A 20,071-nucleotide genomic window follows, 5' to 3' on the forward strand; every position below is an offset into this window, starting at 1 on the left:
GTCGGTTATTTATTTTCATATTCATCAAACGACCAAAGTGGCGCCTGATATGCTTCAACAGTTAAATAATTCATATATTCATTAGTACTTACTCTTAATACATCATTTACTAATGCATACAACCTAACATCACTGTCTATCTTTTTCCACTTTTTCGCCTTGAGAAACTTCCAAATATCATTATCTGTCACTCGGTCATAGCCAAACATGTGAAACTCTTCTACTTTACTTTCTAAAACGACTTGTAACTGTCCGCGGTATGATTCTACCAAAGCCTCATTATCCAACATATATAACATCTCCTTCTTATTTCAGCACAAAAAGTCGCTTTTAATCCCGCTCTAATGGACAGTAATAACTTCTTTCAAGAGTACCATTCATACTTCACTCTCTTAAATGCTTGTCATTCTTGTCTCATACGTGCATATAAATTATTGTAAATCATTCCATTGATTTTGAGAAGGTAGGAGAAGAGTATGACGAGACAAAGCTTTTTAAAAGGTGCATTTATTTTAATGATAGCTGGCTTTATTACAAAAATCCTTGGATTTATTAATCGCATTGTAATGGCACGTATTTTAGGCGAAGAAGGCGTTGGCCTTTATATGATGGCTGTCCCCACCTTCATTTTAGCAATTACACTAACACAAATTGGCCTTCCTGTTGCAATCGCAAAATTTGTAGCAGAAGCGGAAGCAGTGAACGATAAACAAAGAGTTAAAAAAATATTAACTGTCTCGCTAGCCGTTACATCCATTATTAGCATCATTTTAACAATTGGGATTATGCTACTCACACCTATTTTAGCAAAAACATTATTAACAGATGAAAGAACTTACTATCCATTAATGGCTATTTTACCTGTCGTCCCCGTTATTGCAGTTTCTTCCGTTTTACGTGGTTATTTCCAAGGGAAACAAAACATGAAGCCGAGCGCTTACGCTCAAGTCATAGAACAAGTTGTCCGCATTACAATTATCGCTGTATGCATTCGGTTATTTTTACCTTACGGCGTAGAATATGCTGCAGCCGGTGCCATGCTATCAGCTGTTCTTGGCGAAGTTGCATCTTTATTATTTTTACTTACTTTATTCCAACGCGAAAAACATTTATCTATACGCTCTGGATTTTTCACTACTGTAAAGGAGAGCAAAAATACATTTTATTCCCTTATGGACATTGCTTTACCAACTACAGGAAGCCGTTTAATTGGTTCCGTTTCTTATTTCTTTGAACCTATCGTCGTTATGCAAAGCTTAGCAATCGCCGGCGTTGCTGCTTCTGTCGCAACTCAGCAATACGGTATATTAAACGGATATGCGTTCCCACTTCTATCACTGCCAGCCTTTATTACATATGCTCTTTCTACAGCACTCGTCCCATCAATTAGCGAGGCAATGGCAAAGAGACAACACAAATTAGTAGAACACCGATTACAACAAGCACTTCGAATTTCCTTAATAACCGGCGGATGGTCAGTCGTTATATTATATGTATTTGCTTCTCCAGTTTTAACTCTCATGTACGGATCAGACAACGCGGCCGCTTTCATCCAGCTTCTTGCACCTTGCTTTTTATTTCATTATTTTCAAAGCCCCCTTACATCTGTGTTGCAAGCTTTAAACTTAGCACGCGCTGCTATGATGAACACATTTATTGGCGCTATCGTAAAATTAATCGTTATCTTTGTACTCGCTTCACGCCCAGAGTTCCAAATGATGGGGGTTGCCCTCGCCATCGCAGCAAATATAGTAACCGTAACATTCCTTCACTACGCCACTGTTTTAAAGAAAATTGCATTTACCATTTATGCAAAAGACTATATTTTCGGCGGAATTGCTATCGGGATTGCTGGTACCTTCGGTTTTTATCTTCATAAGTATATCGTTTTTTCTCATTCACTTGGCATACAAACATTATGGGAAATCACTTTAACAACAATCGTTTATATCGTTCTCCTCTTCGTTTTCAAACTCATTCGAAAAGAAGAATTAAGTCGTCTCCCTATCATTCGGAAACTTTCATTTTTGAAGTAAGCAGGCTTGCCATTCAAAATGGTAAGCCTCTAATTTTCTTTCAAATCAACGAAAAACTGTCCATTTTGAAAACTACAATATAAAATCCGTTTCACATCTTTATAACCTAAGTTATTCAGTTTCTCAACGAGCCACCCATCTGTATGTTCGATCATTTGCAAATGATTGTATTGAATTTCTCCATCAATAATTAGTGGGAGTGTAAAAATTGGTGTATCATTTTTGCTCTTTTTACTTTTTTGTTTTTGAAAGACAGATAACTTTCCAGATGGTTCTAAAATAGCGTATTCTACATCACGCACATCTCCGATTCCTTGCTCACGTAGTTGCATCAATAAATCATCTATGTTATATCGCTGCTTCCGCATCTTTTTTTCATCAATTTTACCTGCATTCACAAGAATCGCAGGCTCCCCTTCTATTAAATGCCGAAAACGCTGAAACTTTAAAGAAATGACCGACAAAATGATTTGTATACACATAAGAAAAGTCATTGGAACTAATTGATGCCAAAGTGATTTATCTGTATTTTCGATTGCCACTACAGCCATTTCACCGAGCATAATGAATACAACTAAATCTAATACACTTAATTCTCCAATTTCACGTTTACCCATAAGACGAAAAATAATTAAAATGATTATATACAAAAGCATTGTTCGTCCGATTATTGATACCCATTCCATTTCTACATCCCCTTTTTTTACTTATAGGCTCCCCTACAAAAAAGAAACTAGTCTAACTTAAACAAAATGAAAATATGCTTGTATTAAAAAGGGGGAATGCATAATGGATGGAACGAAAAAATTATCGAGCGCAATCGGATTCGGTATTATTACCCTATTAATCCTCGCATCTATTACAAGTATGATCATGGCTCTTTTATTAAAATTTACGAATATTAATGAAGGGACATTAGTAATTATTATTTTTATAATAGCCCTTCTATCTATGCTTATGTCTGGATTTATTGCTGGTAAAAAGGCACAAGGAAAAGGATGGCTAGTAGGTTTCACAACAGGCCTTACATTCGCTATTCTCGTCTTTCTCGTTAACTATTTAGGCTTCTCTCAAACTTTATCGAACTCACAGTTACTCTACCAATTAGCATTGATGGGTGCGAGTACACTCGGAGGTATTTTCGGTGTAAATATGTCAAAACAAAATAGTTAAAAAAAGGCCCTGCACATTTCATGCAGGGCCTTCATCATTAGTTTTTCACAACTTCACGAATCGCATTGCGATCGAAAGTTAAGTGTGCACCACCAGATTTAACAACAATTTTTGTTTCATCCACTGATTCGATTGTAGCGTGTAAACCACCGATTGTTACGATAGTATCACCTTTTTTGATTTCATTTTGCATTTGTGCAACTGCTTTTTGACGCTTTTGTTGCGGGCGAATTAATAAGAAATAGAAAATCGCAAACATCGCAACAATCATAACGATATTCATCATACCTGCATTCATCTTGTGTTCCTCCTTTTAAATTATGTATTAGAAGTTTTTAGCATTCGGTTTATTAAAGCCATACTGTTCAAAGAACTCTTCGCGGAAATCGCCAAGACGGTCTTCACGAATAGCTTGTCTCACCTGCTCCATTAAGTTTAACAGAAAATGAAGGTTGTGATAAGACGTTAAACGAATTCCGAACGTTTCATCACATTTCATTAAGTGACGAATGTACGCACGAGAATAGTTTTTACATGTGTAGCAATCACAGTTCGGATCAAGCGGCCCGAAGTCTCTAGCGAATTTCGCATTTTTCACAACTAAGCGGCCTTCACTTGTCATACATGTACCATTTCGAGCGATACGAGTTGGAAGTACACAGTCAAACATATCAACACCGCGAATCGCACCATCAATTAACGAGTCAGGAGAACCTACACCCATTAAGTAACGTGGTTTATCATCAGGAAGAAGTGGTGTTGTAAACTCAAGAACACGATTCATAATATCCTTCGGTTCACCAACAGATAGACCGCCGATAGCATAGCCAGGGAAGTCCATTGAAACAAGATCTTTCGCACTTTGACGACGAAGTTCTTCAAACTCCCCGCCCTGCACAATACCGAATAAACCTTGATCTTGTGGACGTTCATGCGCCTTTAGGCAACGCTCTGCCCAGCGGCTTGTACGCTCTACAGACTTTTTCATGTATTCAAAAGTAGCAGGGAACGGTGGACACTCATCAAATGCCATCATGATATCTGAACCTAATGCATTTTGGATTTCCATCGCTTTTTCTGGAGATAAGAATAATTTATCGCCATTTAAGTGATTGCGGAAATGAACACCTTCCTCTTCAATGCGTCGGAAATCACTTAAGCTAAATACTTGGAATCCACCTGAATCCGTTAAGATTGCACGATCCCAGTTCATAAACTTATGCAAGCCACCTGCTTCACGAATAATTTCGTGGCCTGGACGTAGCCATAAATGATACGTATTGCTTAAAATAATGCCAGAATCCATTGCTTTTAATTCTTCTGGTGACATTGTTTTAACTGTTGCAAGTGTACCAACTGGCATAAATGTCGGTGTATCAAATGAGCCGTGTGGCGTGTGCACTCGACCTAAACGCGCACCCGTTTGTTTACAAGTTTTAATAAATTCATAACGAATTGCTGTCATAATTTACTCCTTTTATTTGTTTCTCATTTTAGCGTGAGATGCAACGAACATCGCATCACCGAAACTAAAGAAACGATATTTTTCTTTTACTGCTTCATTATAAGCATGAAGTACATTATCTCTATTTGAAAATGCACTTACAAGCATAATTAATGTTGATTTCGGCAAATGGAAGTTTGTAATTAAACCATCAATTGCTTTAAATTCATATCCTGGGTACATAAAAATATCTGTCCAGCCAGAAGCTGCGCAAAGCTTACCACTATGATCTGTTGCAATCGTTTCTAACGTACGAGTTGATGTCGTACCTACTGTAATAATACGGCCGCCATTCTCTTTCACGCGGTTTAATAACGCCGCAGTCTCTTCAGACATATGGTAATACTCTGCGTGCATATGATGCTCTTCAATAGTATCTGCAGAAACTGGTCTAAATGTTCCAAGTCCTACATGGAGTGTAATGAATGCTAACCCGACGCCTTTTTGCTTCAATTTCTCGAGTAACTCTTCTGTAAAGTGAAGGCCAGCCGTCGGTGCTGCTGCTGAACCGATTTCCTTCGCATATACCGTTTGATAACGATCGCGATCTTCTAGCGTCTCTTTAATATATGGAGGAAGTGGCATTTCTCCAAGCTCGTCTAAAATTTCATAAAAGATGCCGTCATATGAAAACTCAAGTTGACGCCCACCTTGATCTGCTGTTCCAATGCAAGTTGCTTTTAACTTTCCTTCACCAAAAGAGATGACAGTTCCTTCTTTTACACGCTTCGCTGGCTTTATAAGCGTTTCCCACTTATCGCCTTCCTCTTGTTTCAAAAGAAGCACTTCAATGTGTGCACCTGTATCTTCTTTCACACCGTGCAAGCGAGCCGGCATCACTTTCGTTTCATTTAAAACTAAGCAATCCCCCTCTTGTAAGTAAGAAAGAATGTCTGTAAAATGTTTATGCTCAATATCTCCTGTTTCACGGTCTAACACCATCAATCTTGATGTTTCACGCTCTTCAAGCGGAATTTGTGCAATGAGTTCTTCTGGTAAATGAAAATCAAACAGATTAATATCCATAACTGTATCCACCTATTTCTTATTTGAATCGATTTATTATATACATAATGAAAGATAATGCAATACTTAACACAATACATTTGAGACTCCCACAACTACAGCCGCAAGCCCGAATCCTTACGGAATTACAGGTGGGATTCCTGAATGACTAAACGTTCGCAGTCCATTTCTGTTTTGAACAGCCTTCAAGATTAGGGTATCTCATTACCCCTCCTAAACCAGACCATATAGGTGTTTAGGCTGATTGACTGTTACCATCAGTCACAGTTGCGTAGCGAATATTCATCGCCCCAACGATATCACGATGTGTCTCAAACCCACATGGACACTTGTATCTTCTGTCTTGTGCTTTATTCTTTTTAGCACATTTCGGACAACTTTGACTTGTATAAGCTGGATTCACATACTCAACTTGAATACCAACTAATACTGCTTTGTATGCAATAAATTGCGCTAAACGACAGAATGACCAAGTGTGTAGGTTTTTTTCGTTTTTACGGCTTGTTCTTGCCGTCTGTCTTATATTCGTTAGTTGTTCTAATCGAATGACAGAAATATGATTATCAATCGCAAAACCAATGATTTCACGACTTATTTTATGGTCTTTTTCTTTCATCCATCTTTGCTCTTTATCATCAAATCGCCGAATCGCATTCACTTTTTTGTCTTTCCCTAACTTCTTACGAACACTTCGAAACTTACGCTTCTTATATTTGTTTTGCCTACCATTCCCAAAGAAACGAATCTTATCATCATCTGTGATCGCTACCGCGGGGACTTTGAGACCTAAGTCTACTCCTAAAATTTTCGTCCCTGCTTTTTCACTTGTAGGAAGCGTGACCGATATTTGTGCCATCCACTTATTCGATTTCTTCGTGATACGGAGTGTGCCTAGCTTATATTTTAACAAATCCAAATTGCGATTATTTTTATCCGTTAATAAAGCTCGAACCTTTAAACGCGTTGACTTTCCATTTACCATAAATGGAATTGAAATATAAGTACAGTCAAATGAATAATTTTGATTGTTCCATACACAAACAGGCCTCTTTAGAATCGGAATGATTTTATACTTACTTTTCTTTACTTTTGTAGCAAACAAACTTTTCGCGTCTTTGATTGCTTGATTCTTCACCGCACTTGGGATATTGGCTTCAATATCTTTCGTACTTTTTTTCGTGCTCGCCTTTGTGTCAGCCATTTCAGATACAAGCATATTCATGACTTTGATATACTCGCGGCTACTTTTTTCCAATAAGCACATTTGTTCTTTTGTTGGAAGCAATTTCACTTTCACTGTTAGGGTCTGTGACATACGTTTCATCCCCTCGTTTTTTGATGTTCAATCCACTGTTTTATTGTCTCACTTGACACATTTCCAGTAGTAAAAACAACATGGGACCGCGTCCATAAAATTTGTAAGTGCATGAGAGAGGGATTTCTTCTCTCAAATACTTTGATGTCACTCCTTTTATTTTTGCCATTGTATCAGCAGGACTAAGTGTTCGCGTGTATTAAAAAATAAGTGAACGTGGTCTTTAACCCATCCCATTATGATATTAACAATATCACGTGCGTTACATATCTCTGCAAACAACACCTTGAAACATTCTTCTATAATCATTTATCATAGTTACAATGTATCCGGTCTTTTCAAAAACTACAACAAAAAAGATTAAAGAAGCTACCCATACTTTGGATACTTAAAGTACCATAAACCTTACGATTTTTATTGGTACTCCGTATCCAACCACACTTTTATCCCATATCCCTAAAGGTAATGAAACTTCTCACTCAGACAGGGCTGTAATAAGCAGCTTTGGCATCTCCGTCATACTTTGGGCATCTCCATTCCGAAATGCTCATATGCGAGCGGTGTTACGATCCGGCCTCTTGGCGTTCTTTGTAAAAAGCCAATTTGTAATAAATACGGCTCATACACATCTTCAATCGTATGAGATTCTTCCCCAATCGTTGCTGAAACAGTTTCTAATCCAACTGGACCACCGCGGAACTTTTCAATAATACCAAGCAGTAATTTATGGTCGATATGATCAAGTCCTAATTTATCTACTTGTAATAGTTCTAACGCCATTTGTGTAATTTCCATCGCAATCGTTCCGTCACTGCGAACTTGTGCGAAGTCACGTACACGTCGTAATAGACGATTCGCAATACGAGGTGTACCACGGGCACGTCTTGCAATTTCTAATGCTGCTAACGAATCTATTTCAACTTCAAACACTTCTGCTGTACGTTCTACAATCGCAGAAAGCTGATCTACTGTATAATACTCTAATCGTGAAAGTACACCAAAACGGTCACGAAGTGGTGCTGATAATGCACCTGCACGCGTCGTTGCCCCAACTAGCGTAAATGGAGGTAAATCTAGACGTACAGAGCGAGCTGACGGTCCTTTTCCAATAACGATATCAAGGCAAAAGTCTTCCATCGCTGGGTATAACACTTCTTCAATAGATCTATGCAAACGATGAATTTCATCAATAAATAATACATCCCCAGGCTGAAGTGCTGTTAATACAGCCGCTAAATCTCCTGGTCTTTCAATTGCAGGACCTGACGTCGTTCGAATGTTAACACCCATTTCATTGGCAATAATATTCGCAAGCGTCGTTTTACCAAGTCCAGGTGGGCCATATAAAAGTACGTGATCTAACGTTTCTTCACGCATTTTCGCCGCTTCAATAAACACTTCTAAATTATGTTTCGCTTTATCTTGGCCAATATACTGACGGAGCGTCTGTGGCCGTAATGAATACTCTAAATCCGCATCTTCGTATCCAGATTCCCCTGAAAGGAGACGTTCGTCCATTATACTCACCTCTTACCATTTAGTAAAAGACTAAGTGCCTTTTTAATATATTGATCCGTCGTTAGTGATTCTTTTAATAACTCTGGTACAACGCGAGAGACTTCTCGTTCTGCATAGCCAAGTGCACGCAGTGCTTCCAGTGCTTCATCAAGTTCAACTGATGAACCTTTCTTCGTATCAAAACTTTCAGTATCTGAGAACAAATCAACAAACGCATCTGGTACAACATCTGCTAGTTTTCCTTTTAAATCTAAAATCATTTGGCGCGCTGTTTTCTTTCCGACGCCTGGGAACTTCACTAAGAACTTCTCATCTTCATGTTCAATCGCTTGAACGACCTGTCCGGTTTGACCAGAAGCTAAAATTGCAAGAGCACCTTTTGGTCCAATCCCCGATACACCTAACAATTTTGTAAATAATAAACGCTCTTCACGTGTTTTAAAACCGTAAAGTGCCATAATATCTTCTCTCACATAATGATATGTATAGACACGGATTTCTTGCTTACTTCTTTGAAATACATACGGATTTGGTGTGAAAATTTGATAACCAATTCCATTATGATCAATTACGACATATTCCGGTCCTACATACTCCACGTAGCCTGTAACATATTCAAACAAAATACGATCTCTCCCTCTTAAATCATGTATTCCATTTTAACATATTTAATGATAGAAAAGCGAGAATACCCCAACGAATGTTCTCTGTTTAAAACTTCTGTTATTTTCCATTGACAGAAAGGATAAAGCCCCTTAATATACAGAAGTCGATAATGATTATCAATACTAATTAAAGGGGTTACATCAGGATGAAACAAAAGCTATTTATTTTATTTACTATTATGCTAGTTGTTCTTTCTATCGTTGGCTGTTCTTCTCAAAAAGAAGAATCAAAAGCAAAAGAACAACCGAAAACGAAAGTTGTAAAACATGCTAAAGGGGAAGCAACAATTCCAGCTAATCCAAAGAGAATTGTTGACTTATCTGGATCAACAGAAGAATTATTACTTCTTGGTCATAAACCTGTCGGTACAGCAAACACATATAAAGATAAAATCCAAAATCATTTAACTGAAAAGTTAGACGGAGTAAAAGCTGTTGGCTGGTATTGGGCACCTAAAGTTGATTTAGAGGCTGTTACCGCTCTAAAACCAGACTTAATTATTTTAAACAATCGTCAATTGAAAATTTATGATCAACTAGAAAAAGTGGCACCGACAGTTGTTCTAGAAACAAATCTAGAAGACTGGCGCGGTAAGTTTAAAGAAGTAGGTAAACTATTTGGCGAAGAAAAGAAAGCCGACAAATGGATTGCAGACTACGATAAAAAAGCAGACTCTTTATCTAAAAAAATTAAAGAGAAAACAAAAGATGAGAACTTTATGTTCGTTGCAGTAACACCACAAAACTTCCGTGTATACGGTAGCTTCGGATATGGTGACATCATCTTTAACGACTTAAAACTTCCAGCAACAAAAGGCACTGATTTAAAACAAACGATGGCACAAGTATCACTAGAAGGCCTTGTTGCATTCCAGCCTGATCAAATGTTTATTGTAAACTTCGGCGGAGAAGCTGATAAAGTGTACGAAGACTATAAAAACAGTGCGGTTTGGAAAGATAATAAAGCAGTAAAAAACAATCACGTATATGAAGTATCGAATGAAGTCTTCAATACGAAAGCATTCAATCCAATTGGAAAAGATATGCTAATTGATGAAATCGCAAAAGAGATTTTAGCTAAGAATAAATAAGAAAAAGCAGCTCACCCTGAGCTGCTTTTTTTCTTATTTTGCACTGCGTATTGCTTCATTTTTTCGATTGTCTTCACGAATCCTTCTTTTGACTTAATACGAATACCACGCTTTAGTTTTGCTCGCTCATAACTCTCAAGCTTTTTCATATCAATTTGAAAGAAGGAATGGATCGCGTTATCACTTTTCGGTACCCCTTTAAAAATTTGCAATATCCCTTCCTCTGAAACACCAAAATAACCGCTCGTTTTCAGTAAAGGAGAAATATCATCAACTTTCCTTTGTAATACGATTTGCACATCATCACGATCAACAAGTTGCCATTCTTTATATTGCTGCAAAAACTTTTCTAAATCCGCTACTTTTTCTGTCAGTATTTCCTCACTTACTTCTCCATCAACATACATGCGCTCTAATAAAATTGTAACTTGAGGTTCTTTTTCTACTACTTCTGCCCTCACATCGGATCCATAAGCTAAGCAAAACATCACAACGAAAGCTTGCACTGCAATTAGCATCCATTTCATTTCTGTTCACCTCTTCTAGGCAAAATCATACTTTCATTTGTAGCTTTTCCGGAAATGGGGGTTTTATCCATATAAACAATAGCATTAAATTTCTAAGGAAAATAAAAAATGCAGATAAGGGTTAATCCTCATCTGCATGTATCATTTACTTTTATATAAAATGAAAGACGCCTGCAAAGCAGGCGTCTGATGCGTTTACGGCGAAAGACCAGGCGACCACATTCGCGTGTTTAGCACTTAAGCATATCTCTCGACTTACGTAAATTAGCTCATCGCTTTGCTAATATAACATTAACAAGGTAGAAGTGCAATATATTTCTAAATATATTGCACTTCCTCTTTCAACCAATTGAAATTTATGTAAATTATAAATTGATTAATGTAATATATACGTTACAATTAATACTATAAATATAAACAGGGGATGAATACCTTGAAAAAAATTAAAGATGAACGCCTCATACTTCAAACGTTAAAAAACATACGTATTGCCTTTCTTTTTCAATCAATTGGTATAATCGGAATTTTAGGCTATATCGGATTCACAGAAGGAATGGATCAAATTACGAAATCTCCATTGTGGTTATTATTTATTCTTACAAGTATTGTACTTAGTTATTTACAATTAAGCGTTTCTATCGATGTAGAAGAAAGCGAAAAGGAAATAAAGTTAACTCCTTATTACAAAATTATTTTACGCTCTCTTATTGTAGGAATTATCATGGCTATTATTTATATCATTTTCAGTCCAGAACGACCTCTATTTGAAGCTATTTTAACAGGTGGTATTCTCTTCATATGCTTTTTAGCGTCTTACTCCGTTAGTTATTTTGTAAAAAAACGTCGTTTACAAGACGAAGATGAATAAAGAGGAAGGGCTATCCCTTCCTCTTTGATTTGTTATCGCATAGTACCAGTCAGGCCGTAACGAATGTCTCGGAACATATTTGTTATGTCACGATTAAAATCGTTTGTAGCTGTGCCGTTACGTAAACGCGTACTCATTGCATCGACACGAGTAAACATGTCATTTCTTACAGAAACATATACGTTTCTATTTCCAACTTCATTCACAACAGCTTGACGAATTTCGTTCGCCATCGCTGTTTCATTCGTCGCTGTATTACGTGGTTTTACCGCAATCGCTACATCGTTTCCATATACAACTGTAGAAACTCGATCTACGTTATTCATACGTTTCACACGATTCGTAATTTTCTCCGCAGTTTTACCATCATTGTTAATGTATGAATTGTTCATTGTAATATTACGAGTTGGGTGTGGATTAGCAATTTGCCCATTGTAATTTACATCACGATAATAGTTGGATCCTGCGTCATTACGACCGTTTCTATATGTTACATAATCTGTATAACGATCGTTACGCGTTACATTATCATTATATCGGTGTGTATCATTATAAGATGTACGCTCGTAATTATAGTTACGTCCATCCATCGCATTATTATCTTTTGGTGTACCACATGCAGCTAATGCACTGGTAACTAACAAAGAAGCAGCAATAACTTGTACTTTCGTATTCAATACAAAAACCCCCTCTGTTAGAATGAACTTCTCTTTCGAAAAGCTCCCCCTTATGATGAGTAACAGAGAGTTTTTTTACACTGTTAATATTTCACTAGGAATTTTCTAGCACTTAATGTAAATTCACCATATTCCTGACTATCACGAATACAAAAAAGGTGGGAATAACCCCACCTTTTTTTAAACTTCCTCTTCGTTCTCTTCTTCTGAAACTGGTTCTCCAAATACGTTTGGTGGGTCCGGCTGATAATACATCGTTCCTGGCTGTGGTGCATATGCTGGCTGAGTTGGTTGATAATATAAAGGATTAGCATATTGTGGTCCACCCGGTTGTGGACTATATAACCTACTTTCTCCTCCGCATCCACAATCTTCTTCACCTTGCACGAGTGGCGGCATATTATTATCCATTGGCATCATATTTGGATTTGGCATAGAAGTATATTGCGGCGCCATTTGTTGATACGGCATTTGATTGTATGGATTTTGTTGCTGATACGGCGGATATGGCGGCATCATTGGCTGTTGATATGGCATCATGTTTGGCATTTGATTGTTATCCATTATCGGCATCATGTTTGGCATTTGGTTGTTATCCATTATCGGCATCATGTTTGGCATTTGGTTGTTATCCATTATCGGCATCATGTTCGGCATTTGATTGTTATCCATTATCGGCATCATGTTTGGCATTTGGTTGTTATCCATTATCGGCATCATGTTCGGCATTTGATTGTTATCCATTATCGGCATCATGTTCGGCATTTGATTGTTATCCATTATCGGCATCATGTTTGGCATTTGGTTGTTATCCATTATCGGCATCATATTTTGCATTTGGTTGTTATCCATTATCGGCATCATATTTTGCATTTGGTTGTTATCCATTATCGGCATCATGTTTGGCATTTGGTTGTTATCCATTATCGGCATCATATTTTGCATTTGGTTGTTATCCATTATTGGCATTATATTTGGTGGTTGATTGTTATCCATTATTGGCATTATATTTGGTGGTTGGTTGTTATCCATTATTGGCATTATATTTGGTGGTTGATTGTTATCCATTATTGGCATTATATTTGGTGGTTGATTGTTATCCATTATTGGCATTATATTCGGCACTTGAATATTAGGCGGTATTACTTGCGGGATAATAACACTTTCTTTTGATACGTTTGGTGAGACTATGTTCCCTACATTCTCTTTCTTCACTTGCGGCGACACTATATTCCCTACATTTTCTTTCTTCACTTGCGGCGACACTATATTCCCTACATTTTCTTTTTTCACTTGCGGCGACACTATATTCCCTACATTTTCTTTTTTCACTTGCGGCGACACTATATTCCCTACATTCTCTTTCTTCACTTGCGGTGACACTATGTTTCCTATATTGTCTTTTTTCGTTTGCGGAGAAATGACATTATTAGGTTTCATTTTATTAATTTGAGGAGCAATTAACTCGCTTCCCTTTTTTATTACGTCTGAAATTTTATATTCTTTTTTCGCTTTAATTGGTGGTTGCGGCGGCTGCGGTAATACATTGATAGAAAATTTAGTGTTTTCTTTCGTAGTAGGTTTTAGTTTTTCTACTTTCTCTACAACAGGTGGTTTTTGAATGACAGGTGGCTTTTCAACTGGCTTCTCTTTTTGAATCGGAATTTCTTTTTGCACTTCTTTTTGTGGCTTCACTTGCACTTCCTTTTGCGGCTTCACCTGTATTTCTTTTTGCGGTTTTATCTGCATTTCTTTTTGCGTTTGTTGCATAGCTGGTTGTTGTGTAATAGGTGTTGATTGATACGTGATCTCATCTTCATCTTCTATTGCAAGTGGCGTTGGTGTTGATGCAAACTCTTTTTGCTGCACCTCTTTTACATATTGTTTCGGGGGCGCTGAACCCGATCCAGTTTGTTGTTTCACATGAACGCTATGCGATGGCACTTTAATTTTCATCCCTGGCATAATTAGGTCTGGATTGCTAAGCTGTGTATTTGTTTTTTTTAGCGTTTCAAAATCCACTCCGTACTTTTTTGCAATTTTCCAAAGGGTCTCCCCTTTTTGCACGATATGAATTTTCAAATTTTCCCCCTCCTGTATAACTTATCTATAAGTAAAAACACTTTGAAGTAACACTTTCTAAACAACATTAACTTCTTTTACTTTTATCACTTCTTCTATTTTCAATATGATTCGAAGTGGAATAAGTATAGAAAAACCGCAATGATTTCCTCAACACAATGTATGCCTATTTCATCCTTGTTATGATTATATGTACGAAAAAAAGCAACGGAAATCCCGCTGCTTTAAACGCGCTCTAACATACGATTTAATGCAAGAACTGCCTCTTCTGTTACTTGTTTCTCTACACGAATAACGTTAATTTGTTCTCCTCTTTCTATGTTCTCAAGTGCCCATAACAGGTGAGGTAAGTCAATTCGGTTCATCGTTAAGCAAGGACACATAAACGGATTTAGCGAAATAATTTCTTTATCTGGATGTTGCTGAATAATTCGGTTCACTAAATTCATCTCTGTACCAATCGCCCACTTACTTCCCGCCGGAGCTGCTTCAATCATATCAATAATATATTTCGTTGATCCTGCATAATCAGAAGCAGCAACCACTTCATAACAACATTCAGGGTGAACAATAATATTCATATCCGGATGATTTTTTCGCACATTTTCAATATTTTTCACAGTGAAGTTTTGATGAACAGAACAATGGCCTTTCCATAAAATCACTTGAATTTCTTCTATATCTCCATCGTACTCTAATGAATCTGTATGCGGGTTCCACACTGCCATTTTTTCTAACGGAATACCTAAATCATACGCTGTATTTCTTCCTAAATGTTGGTCTGGTAAAAAGACGAGACGCTCTTTTTGTGTAAACGCCCAAGACACCATTTGTTTTGCATTAGAAGAGGTTACTGTTGCCCCTCCATTACGACCACAAAACGCTTTGATCGCAGCTGTTGAATTTACATACGTTAATGGAATCATCGTATCCCCAAATAATTTCGCGAGCTCTTTCCACGCTCTTTCTGTTTGTTCAATATCTGCCATATCTGCCATAGAACAACCGGCACGCATATCTGGTAAGATGACAATTTGATCATCTGTCGTTAACATATCTGCCGTTTCTGCCATAAAGTGCACACCACAAAACACAATATATTTTGCCTCTTTATTATTCGCTGCAACTTGCGCGAGTTGAAGTGAGTCCCCTGCTGCATCTGAAAATTGCACCACTTCATCTTTTTGATAATGATGTCCTGGAATAAATAGTAATGCCCCCATTTTTTCTTTAATTTCACGGACACGCTCTTCCATCTCTAATATAGACATCGTTTGATAACGCTCTGGTAACATTACTTCGATTGGCTGAACTTTCTCTAAAATACCCATTTATGATTCTCCCCCTCTAAACCACTCTCATTAGGCCTCAATATTAAAACTAATATCAAGTGCTTTCACTGAATGTGTTAACGCTCCAAGTGAAATATAATCTACCCCTGTTTTTCCGTATTTTGATAAATCTTCAATTGTAATACCACCTGAAGCCTCCGTAACGATGGCACTTGGTACAATTTTTGAAAACTCACGAATCTCTTCTGGCGTACGATTATCGAACATAATAACATCTGCGCCGGCCTCTACTGCTTCTCTTACTTGCGCCTCTGTCTCTGTTTCGACTTCTACTTTCACCATATGTCCCAATCTTTCTTTCACCGATGTAACAGCTTTTGTAATCGAGCCAGCAAAAGCAATATGATTGTCTTTAATCATGACACCATCATATAAACCGAATCTGTGGTTAAATCCGCCCCCGCATACTACAGCATATTTATCAAACATACGTAGTCCTGGCATCGTTTTTCTCGTATCACAAATGCGTGTATGACTGCTATCTAAAGCAAAAACCGCCTTACGTGTCATCGTCGCTATCCCGCTCATACGCTGAATAACGTTTAATATAACGCGCTCTGCCGTTAATAATGATGCGATTGGGCCTTGCACGGTTGCAATTATTTCTCCTTTTTCTACAAGATCCCCATCTTTTTTATGAAGTTCAACTCCAATTCTCTGATCAATTAATTTAAATCCTTCTTCAATTACTAAGCACCCTGCAAATACCCCTGTATCCTTTACAAGAAACGTTCCTTTCGCAAGTGCATTATCGGGAAAGATAAGCTGAGATGTTACATCTCTTTCTCCTATATCTTCTAGAAAAAATCGATTTAATGCTTCCTTAACTTTTAACGTATTCATAAAACCCCTCTTCCCCTTATTAAACAAGTTGTAGTTTTCTTCTCACTCGGATAATCTCTTTTTTCACGCTATTTCTTTCTGGATAATCAATGCGATAATGACCACCAATACTGTCTTCTCTTTGCAAAGCTGATACTGTTATAAGCTCACAAACTGTTAACATATTAATAAGCGTTATCTCTTCATTTGTAAGTGCATCATATTGTAAGATCATATTTCGCACACCGTACCTACTAAACCATCTCTGAGCATATGATAAATTTTTCTCAGTTCGCACAATCCCAACATATTTCATCATGCATTCTTGTATTTCTTCTTTCAACGGTAAATCATTAAGAGCTATAAAACTTTTCCCTCTCTCTTCCGGCACATTTTTTCTTTCCTCTGCTGGCTTAGCTAAAATGTGTTTTCCTATTCGTCTTCCAAACACAAGACCTTCTAATAATGAATTACTCGCCAATCTATTCGCACCATGAACTCCATTACAAGCCACTTCACCGACCGCATATAAGTTTGAAATGGACGTCTCTCCGTCACAATTCGTCTTCACGCCGCCCATATGAAAATGAGCGCCCGGTACGACCGGAATAGAATTTTCTTTTAAATCAATACCATTCTTTTTACATAATGATGAGACGGTCGGAAAACGTTGTTCAAAGTTTTGGATGGTTTCGATGTTTAAGTACACTTTTTCACCTGCAAGAAGTTGTTCATGAATAGCCCTTGCCACTACATCACGCGGTGCGAGATCTTTCCCGGGATGTATATCCATCATAAAACGCTGTCCTTTTCCATTTATAAGGACAGCTCCTTCACCACGGACTGCTTCAGAAACGAGACCACAACATCGCCCGTCCACGTATAACATCGTCGGATGAAATTGTACAAATTCTAAATCCACAAGTTCTCCCCCAGCTCGATATATCATCGCAAGTCCATCGCCTGTAATTGTCTCATCATTCGATGTAAAGGCGTACAAACCACCTATTCCTCCTGATGCTAACACCGTATTATCAGCATAGTAACGCTTCAGCTTCCCTTCACTATTTCGCGTTAAAGCTCCTATGCATTTATTATTTTCTATAATGAAATCGAGCACCATTTCATGCTCAACGACAGTAACGTTCGGAACTACTTCTTGTATTAAATGCTCTAATAGATTTTTACCAGTTGCATCTCCTCCGGCATGTAAAATGCGCCGTTTTCGATGCGCCCCTTCTTTACCAAGGTGGATCCCTTTTTCATCCCCATCAAATTTCATTCCATTCGTAATAAGCTTACTTATTTCTTTCGGTCCCTCTTCAACTAAATAACGAACTGCTTCTTCGTTGTTATAATGGCAACCTGCCACTAATGTATCTTCAAAATGCCCACTCGGATCGTCATATGTAGCAACAGCTGCTGCAATTCCTCCTTGAGCTAAATGTGTATTATTATTACGTCCTGTTTTTTTTGTGATAATTATCACATTCTTTTCGTGACAAAGCTCTTTCGCAACACGAAGCGCCGCAACGCCACTTCCAATAATCAAGACATCTGCACTTGGCATAATTGTTGCCTCCCACTTTACACTTTCCAACTGTCTTGACACCTATATTTACATAGTTTTAAAATAATGACAAGAGTTTTTTTACAATTCTTATTTTCACTACCATTCTAAAAACGAAAACAAATGTCACTCTTACTGAAGAGAGGAAATTACATGATGATATATCTAGATTATGCAGCGACAACACCTATGAGCGAAGAAGCTTTAGAAACATATGTAGAAGCAGCAAAGAAATATTTCGGAAATGAACAAAGTTTACACGATATCGGCGGAAGCGCATCATCTTTATTGCAAGTTTGTAGAGAAACATTTGCAGAAATGATTGGGGGTAAGGAACAAGGTGTATTCTTTACAAGCGGCGGTTCAGAATCTAACTACCTTGCGATTCAATCCCTTCTAAATGCTAGAAATGGAAAGCACATTATTACGACACCTATGGAACACGCATCGATTCGAAGTTATTTTCAATCCTTACAATCGCAAGGTTATACTATTACTGAGATTCCTGTTGATAAAAGTGGGATAATTCATTTAGTAGATTTAGAAGCAGCTATTACAGAAGATACTGCTCTAGCAAGTATACAGCACGGAAACTCTGAAATCGGGACCGTTCAAAACATTGCAGAGATCGGAGCACTTTTAAAAAAATATAATGTTTTATTTCATTCGGATTGTGTTCAAACGTTTGGTAAACTTCCAATAGACGTTAAAGCGATGGAGATTGATAGCCTCTCTGTTTCAGCCCATAAAATATACGGACCAAAAGGAGTTGGAGCTTGCTATATAAATCCGCAAGTTCGCTGGGAACAAGTATTTCCAGGAACTTCTCATGAAAAAGGCTTTCGCCCTGGTACAGTGAACGTTCCTGGAATCGCTGCTTTTTTAACAGCCGCAGAGCATATATTAAAGAATCAAAAGGAAGAGAGCTTTCGTTTTCAACAATTACGATCTTATTTTTTAGAGCAATTACAAACACTTCCTCTAGAAATTGAAGTGAAAGGACATTCTACTTCTTGTTTACCACATATTATTGGGGTTACAATAAAAGGAATAGAAGGTCAGTATACAATGTTAGAATGTAACCGTCATGGTATAGCCATTTCAACTGGAAGTGCTTGCCAAGTAGGTAAACAAGACCCTTCAAAAACAATGCTTGCAATTGGAAAAACGTATGAAGAGGCAAAACAATATGTCCGCTTTTCTTTCGGACATCACACAACGAAAGAACAAATTGATACAACTATTCATGCACTACACACAATTGGAAATCAATTTTATAGAGGTGTTAAATCATAATGAAACAAAATGATCAAAAAAAGATTTTAGGCGAAGAAAGACGACAACTCATCCTCGAGTGGCTTCTTGCTGCAAATGAACCGTTATCGGGGAATGAACTATCTAAAAAGACAAACGTAAGTAGGCAAGTTATCGTTCAAGACATTTCCTTACTAAAAGCACGAAATGAACCAATTATTGCGACTGCACAAGGGTATTTATATTTAAAGCCACAAACAAGACAACAAGCTTTTGAACGCGTAATCGTATGCCAACATAAACCGGCAGAAGTACGTCAAGAACTTACTATGTTAGTTGACCACGGCGTTACGATTAAAGATGTAAAAGTTGAGCATCCTGTATACGGCGACTTAACAGCATCGATTATGGTAAGTAATCGCTTCGATGTAGAACAATATTTACAAAAAATCGAAAACACAAACGCTTCCTATCTTTCGCAACTAACAGATGGTATTCACTTACATACAATCGAAGCAGATTCTAAAGAAAAATTAGATGCCGCTTGTGAGGCACTAGACCGCGTTGGATTTCTCGTTTATTAATGTAAAG

At 37.6% G+C, this 20,071-nt stretch carries 19 protein-coding genes and 2 pseudogenes; 6 read left to right on the top strand and 15 right to left on the bottom strand.

The features are described 5' to 3' along the window. Nucleotides 1-5 precede the first annotated feature (5 nt). Nucleotides 6-290, bottom strand: a complete 285-nt coding sequence (locus JFU23_RS10000) for a post-transcriptional regulator (RefSeq protein ID WP_078175458.1) — start codon at nucleotides 288-290, stop codon at nucleotides 6-8. 186 nt (nucleotides 291-476) lie between these two features. Here JFU23_RS10000 and spoVB point away from each other — a divergent pair, with 186 nt between their 5' ends. Beyond that, nucleotides 477-2,036, top strand: coding sequence for a stage V sporulation protein B (spoVB, locus tag JFU23_RS10005; protein WP_002015313.1), 1,560 nt, complete (start codon nucleotides 477-479; stop codon nucleotides 2,034-2,036). A 29-nt stretch (nucleotides 2,037-2,065) separates the two neighbouring features. Here spoVB and JFU23_RS10010 read toward each other — a convergent pair whose 3' ends face one another. Continuing rightward, nucleotides 2,066-2,722 carry a DUF421 domain-containing protein gene (locus JFU23_RS10010; protein WP_002143230.1) on the bottom strand — a complete coding sequence of 219 codons (657 nt, stop codon included), beginning with the start codon at nucleotides 2,720-2,722 and terminating at the stop codon, nucleotides 2,066-2,068. Nucleotides 2,723-2,825: 103 nt separating this feature from the next. Between JFU23_RS10010 and JFU23_RS10015 the strand changes: the two genes are divergently transcribed. Then, complete coding sequence (locus JFU23_RS10015; RefSeq protein WP_002015315.1) at nucleotides 2,826-3,209, top strand: TIGR04086 family membrane protein; 384 nt, start codon at nucleotides 2,826-2,828, stop codon at nucleotides 3,207-3,209. A 37-nt stretch (nucleotides 3,210-3,246) separates the two neighbouring features. Here the strand turns inward: JFU23_RS10015 and yajC are convergent, their stop codons facing one another. The 7 genes and pseudogenes from yajC to ruvA form a co-directional block, all read right to left on the bottom strand. Further along, nucleotides 3,247-3,507 (bottom strand): preprotein translocase subunit YajC, encoded by a 261-nt coding sequence (gene yajC / locus JFU23_RS10020; RefSeq protein ID WP_061674817.1) that lies wholly within the window; start codon nucleotides 3,505-3,507, stop codon nucleotides 3,247-3,249. 27 nt (nucleotides 3,508-3,534) lie between these two features. Next, nucleotides 3,535-4,674 carry a tRNA guanosine(34) transglycosylase Tgt gene (tgt, locus tag JFU23_RS10025; protein WP_002015319.1) on the bottom strand — a complete coding sequence of 380 codons (1,140 nt, stop codon included), beginning with the start codon at nucleotides 4,672-4,674 and terminating at the stop codon, nucleotides 3,535-3,537. Between the two features lie 12 nt (nucleotides 4,675-4,686). Continuing rightward, nucleotides 4,687-5,739 (bottom strand): tRNA preQ1(34) S-adenosylmethionine ribosyltransferase-isomerase QueA, encoded by a 1,053-nt coding sequence (gene queA, locus JFU23_RS10030; RefSeq protein WP_002088783.1) that lies wholly within the window; start codon nucleotides 5,737-5,739, stop codon nucleotides 4,687-4,689. A gap of 235 nt (nucleotides 5,740-5,974) precedes the next feature. After that, nucleotides 5,975-7,054, bottom strand: coding sequence for an RNA-guided endonuclease InsQ/TnpB family protein (locus JFU23_RS10035; RefSeq protein WP_201031818.1), 1,080 nt, complete (start codon nucleotides 7,052-7,054; stop codon nucleotides 5,975-5,977). 5 nt (nucleotides 7,055-7,059) lie between these two features. After that, nucleotides 7,060-7,357, bottom strand: a pseudogene (tnpA, locus tag JFU23_RS30550) (IS200/IS605 family transposase); the annotation flags it as partial. A 213-nt stretch (nucleotides 7,358-7,570) separates the two neighbouring features. After that, nucleotides 7,571-8,572 carry a Holliday junction branch migration DNA helicase RuvB gene (ruvB, locus tag JFU23_RS10045; protein WP_000344470.1) on the bottom strand — a complete coding sequence of 334 codons (1,002 nt, stop codon included), beginning with the start codon at nucleotides 8,570-8,572 and terminating at the stop codon, nucleotides 7,571-7,573. A 5-nt stretch (nucleotides 8,573-8,577) separates the two neighbouring features. Beyond that, nucleotides 8,578-9,195: a Holliday junction DNA helicase RuvA gene (gene ruvA / locus JFU23_RS10050; protein ID WP_002088786.1), complete on the bottom strand. Its 618-nt coding sequence runs from the start codon at nucleotides 9,193-9,195 to the stop codon at nucleotides 8,578-8,580. A gap of 188 nt (nucleotides 9,196-9,383) precedes the next feature. Here ruvA and JFU23_RS10055 point away from each other — a divergent pair, with 188 nt between their 5' ends. Further along, nucleotides 9,384-10,328, top strand: coding sequence for an iron-hydroxamate ABC transporter substrate-binding protein (locus tag JFU23_RS10055; protein WP_201031820.1), 945 nt, complete (start codon nucleotides 9,384-9,386; stop codon nucleotides 10,326-10,328). 11 nt (nucleotides 10,329-10,339) lie between these two features. Here the strand turns inward: JFU23_RS10055 and JFU23_RS10060 are convergent, their stop codons facing one another. Beyond that, a complete protein-coding gene (locus tag JFU23_RS10060; RefSeq protein ID WP_002015325.1) occupies nucleotides 10,340-10,855 on the bottom strand; it encodes a BofC C-terminal domain-containing protein in 516 nt (171 codons plus the stop codon). Nucleotides 10,856-11,288: 433 nt separating this feature from the next. On the opposite strand from JFU23_RS10060, the gene JFU23_RS10065 reads away from it, so the two are divergent. Next, entirely contained in the window at nucleotides 11,289-11,723 is a 435-nt protein-coding gene (locus JFU23_RS10065; protein ID WP_088040188.1) for a branched-chain amino acid ABC transporter substrate-binding protein, read from the top strand. 32 nt (nucleotides 11,724-11,755) lie between these two features. Here the strand turns inward: JFU23_RS10065 and JFU23_RS10070 are convergent, their stop codons facing one another. The 5 genes and pseudogenes from JFU23_RS10070 to nadB form a co-directional block, all read right to left on the bottom strand. Beyond that, the gene (locus JFU23_RS10070) at nucleotides 11,756-12,400 is read right to left on the bottom strand and encodes a YhcN/YlaJ family sporulation lipoprotein (RefSeq protein ID WP_201031821.1); all 645 of its coding nucleotides are present in this window, start codon (nucleotides 12,398-12,400) and stop codon (nucleotides 11,756-11,758) included. A gap of 1,925 nt (nucleotides 12,401-14,325) precedes the next feature. Further along, nucleotides 14,326-14,482, bottom strand: a pseudogene (gene safA, locus JFU23_RS31180) (SafA/ExsA family spore coat assembly protein); the annotation flags it as partial. Between the two features lie 224 nt (nucleotides 14,483-14,706). Beyond that, nucleotides 14,707-15,813: a quinolinate synthase NadA gene (nadA, locus tag JFU23_RS10080; protein ID WP_002192476.1), complete on the bottom strand. Its 1,107-nt coding sequence runs from the start codon at nucleotides 15,811-15,813 to the stop codon at nucleotides 14,707-14,709. A gap of 30 nt (nucleotides 15,814-15,843) precedes the next feature. Further along, entirely contained in the window at nucleotides 15,844-16,677 is an 834-nt protein-coding gene (gene nadC, locus JFU23_RS10085) for a carboxylating nicotinate-nucleotide diphosphorylase (RefSeq protein ID WP_002034160.1), read from the bottom strand. Between the two features lie 19 nt (nucleotides 16,678-16,696). Next, on the bottom strand, nucleotides 16,697-18,226 hold the full coding sequence (gene nadB, locus JFU23_RS10090) for an L-aspartate oxidase (protein ID WP_002067402.1): 1,530 nt from the start codon (nucleotides 18,224-18,226) through the stop codon (nucleotides 16,697-16,699). A 153-nt stretch (nucleotides 18,227-18,379) separates the two neighbouring features. Here nadB and JFU23_RS10095 point away from each other — a divergent pair, with 153 nt between their 5' ends. Beyond that, nucleotides 18,380-19,522 carry an IscS subfamily cysteine desulfurase gene (locus tag JFU23_RS10095; protein WP_193652397.1) on the top strand — a complete coding sequence of 381 codons (1,143 nt, stop codon included), beginning with the start codon at nucleotides 18,380-18,382 and terminating at the stop codon, nucleotides 19,520-19,522. Beyond that, entirely contained in the window at nucleotides 19,522-20,064 is a 543-nt protein-coding gene (locus JFU23_RS10100) for a transcription repressor NadR (protein ID WP_201031823.1), read from the top strand. Before JFU23_RS10095 ends, JFU23_RS10100 begins: the two co-directional genes overlap by 1 nt. Nucleotides 20,065-20,071: the final 7 nt, after the last annotated feature.

This window comes from Bacillus sp. TH50, assembly GCF_016650565.1.
GTDB classification, from domain to species: Bacteria; Bacillota; Bacilli; order Bacillales; family Bacillaceae_G; genus Bacillus_A; species Bacillus_A mycoides.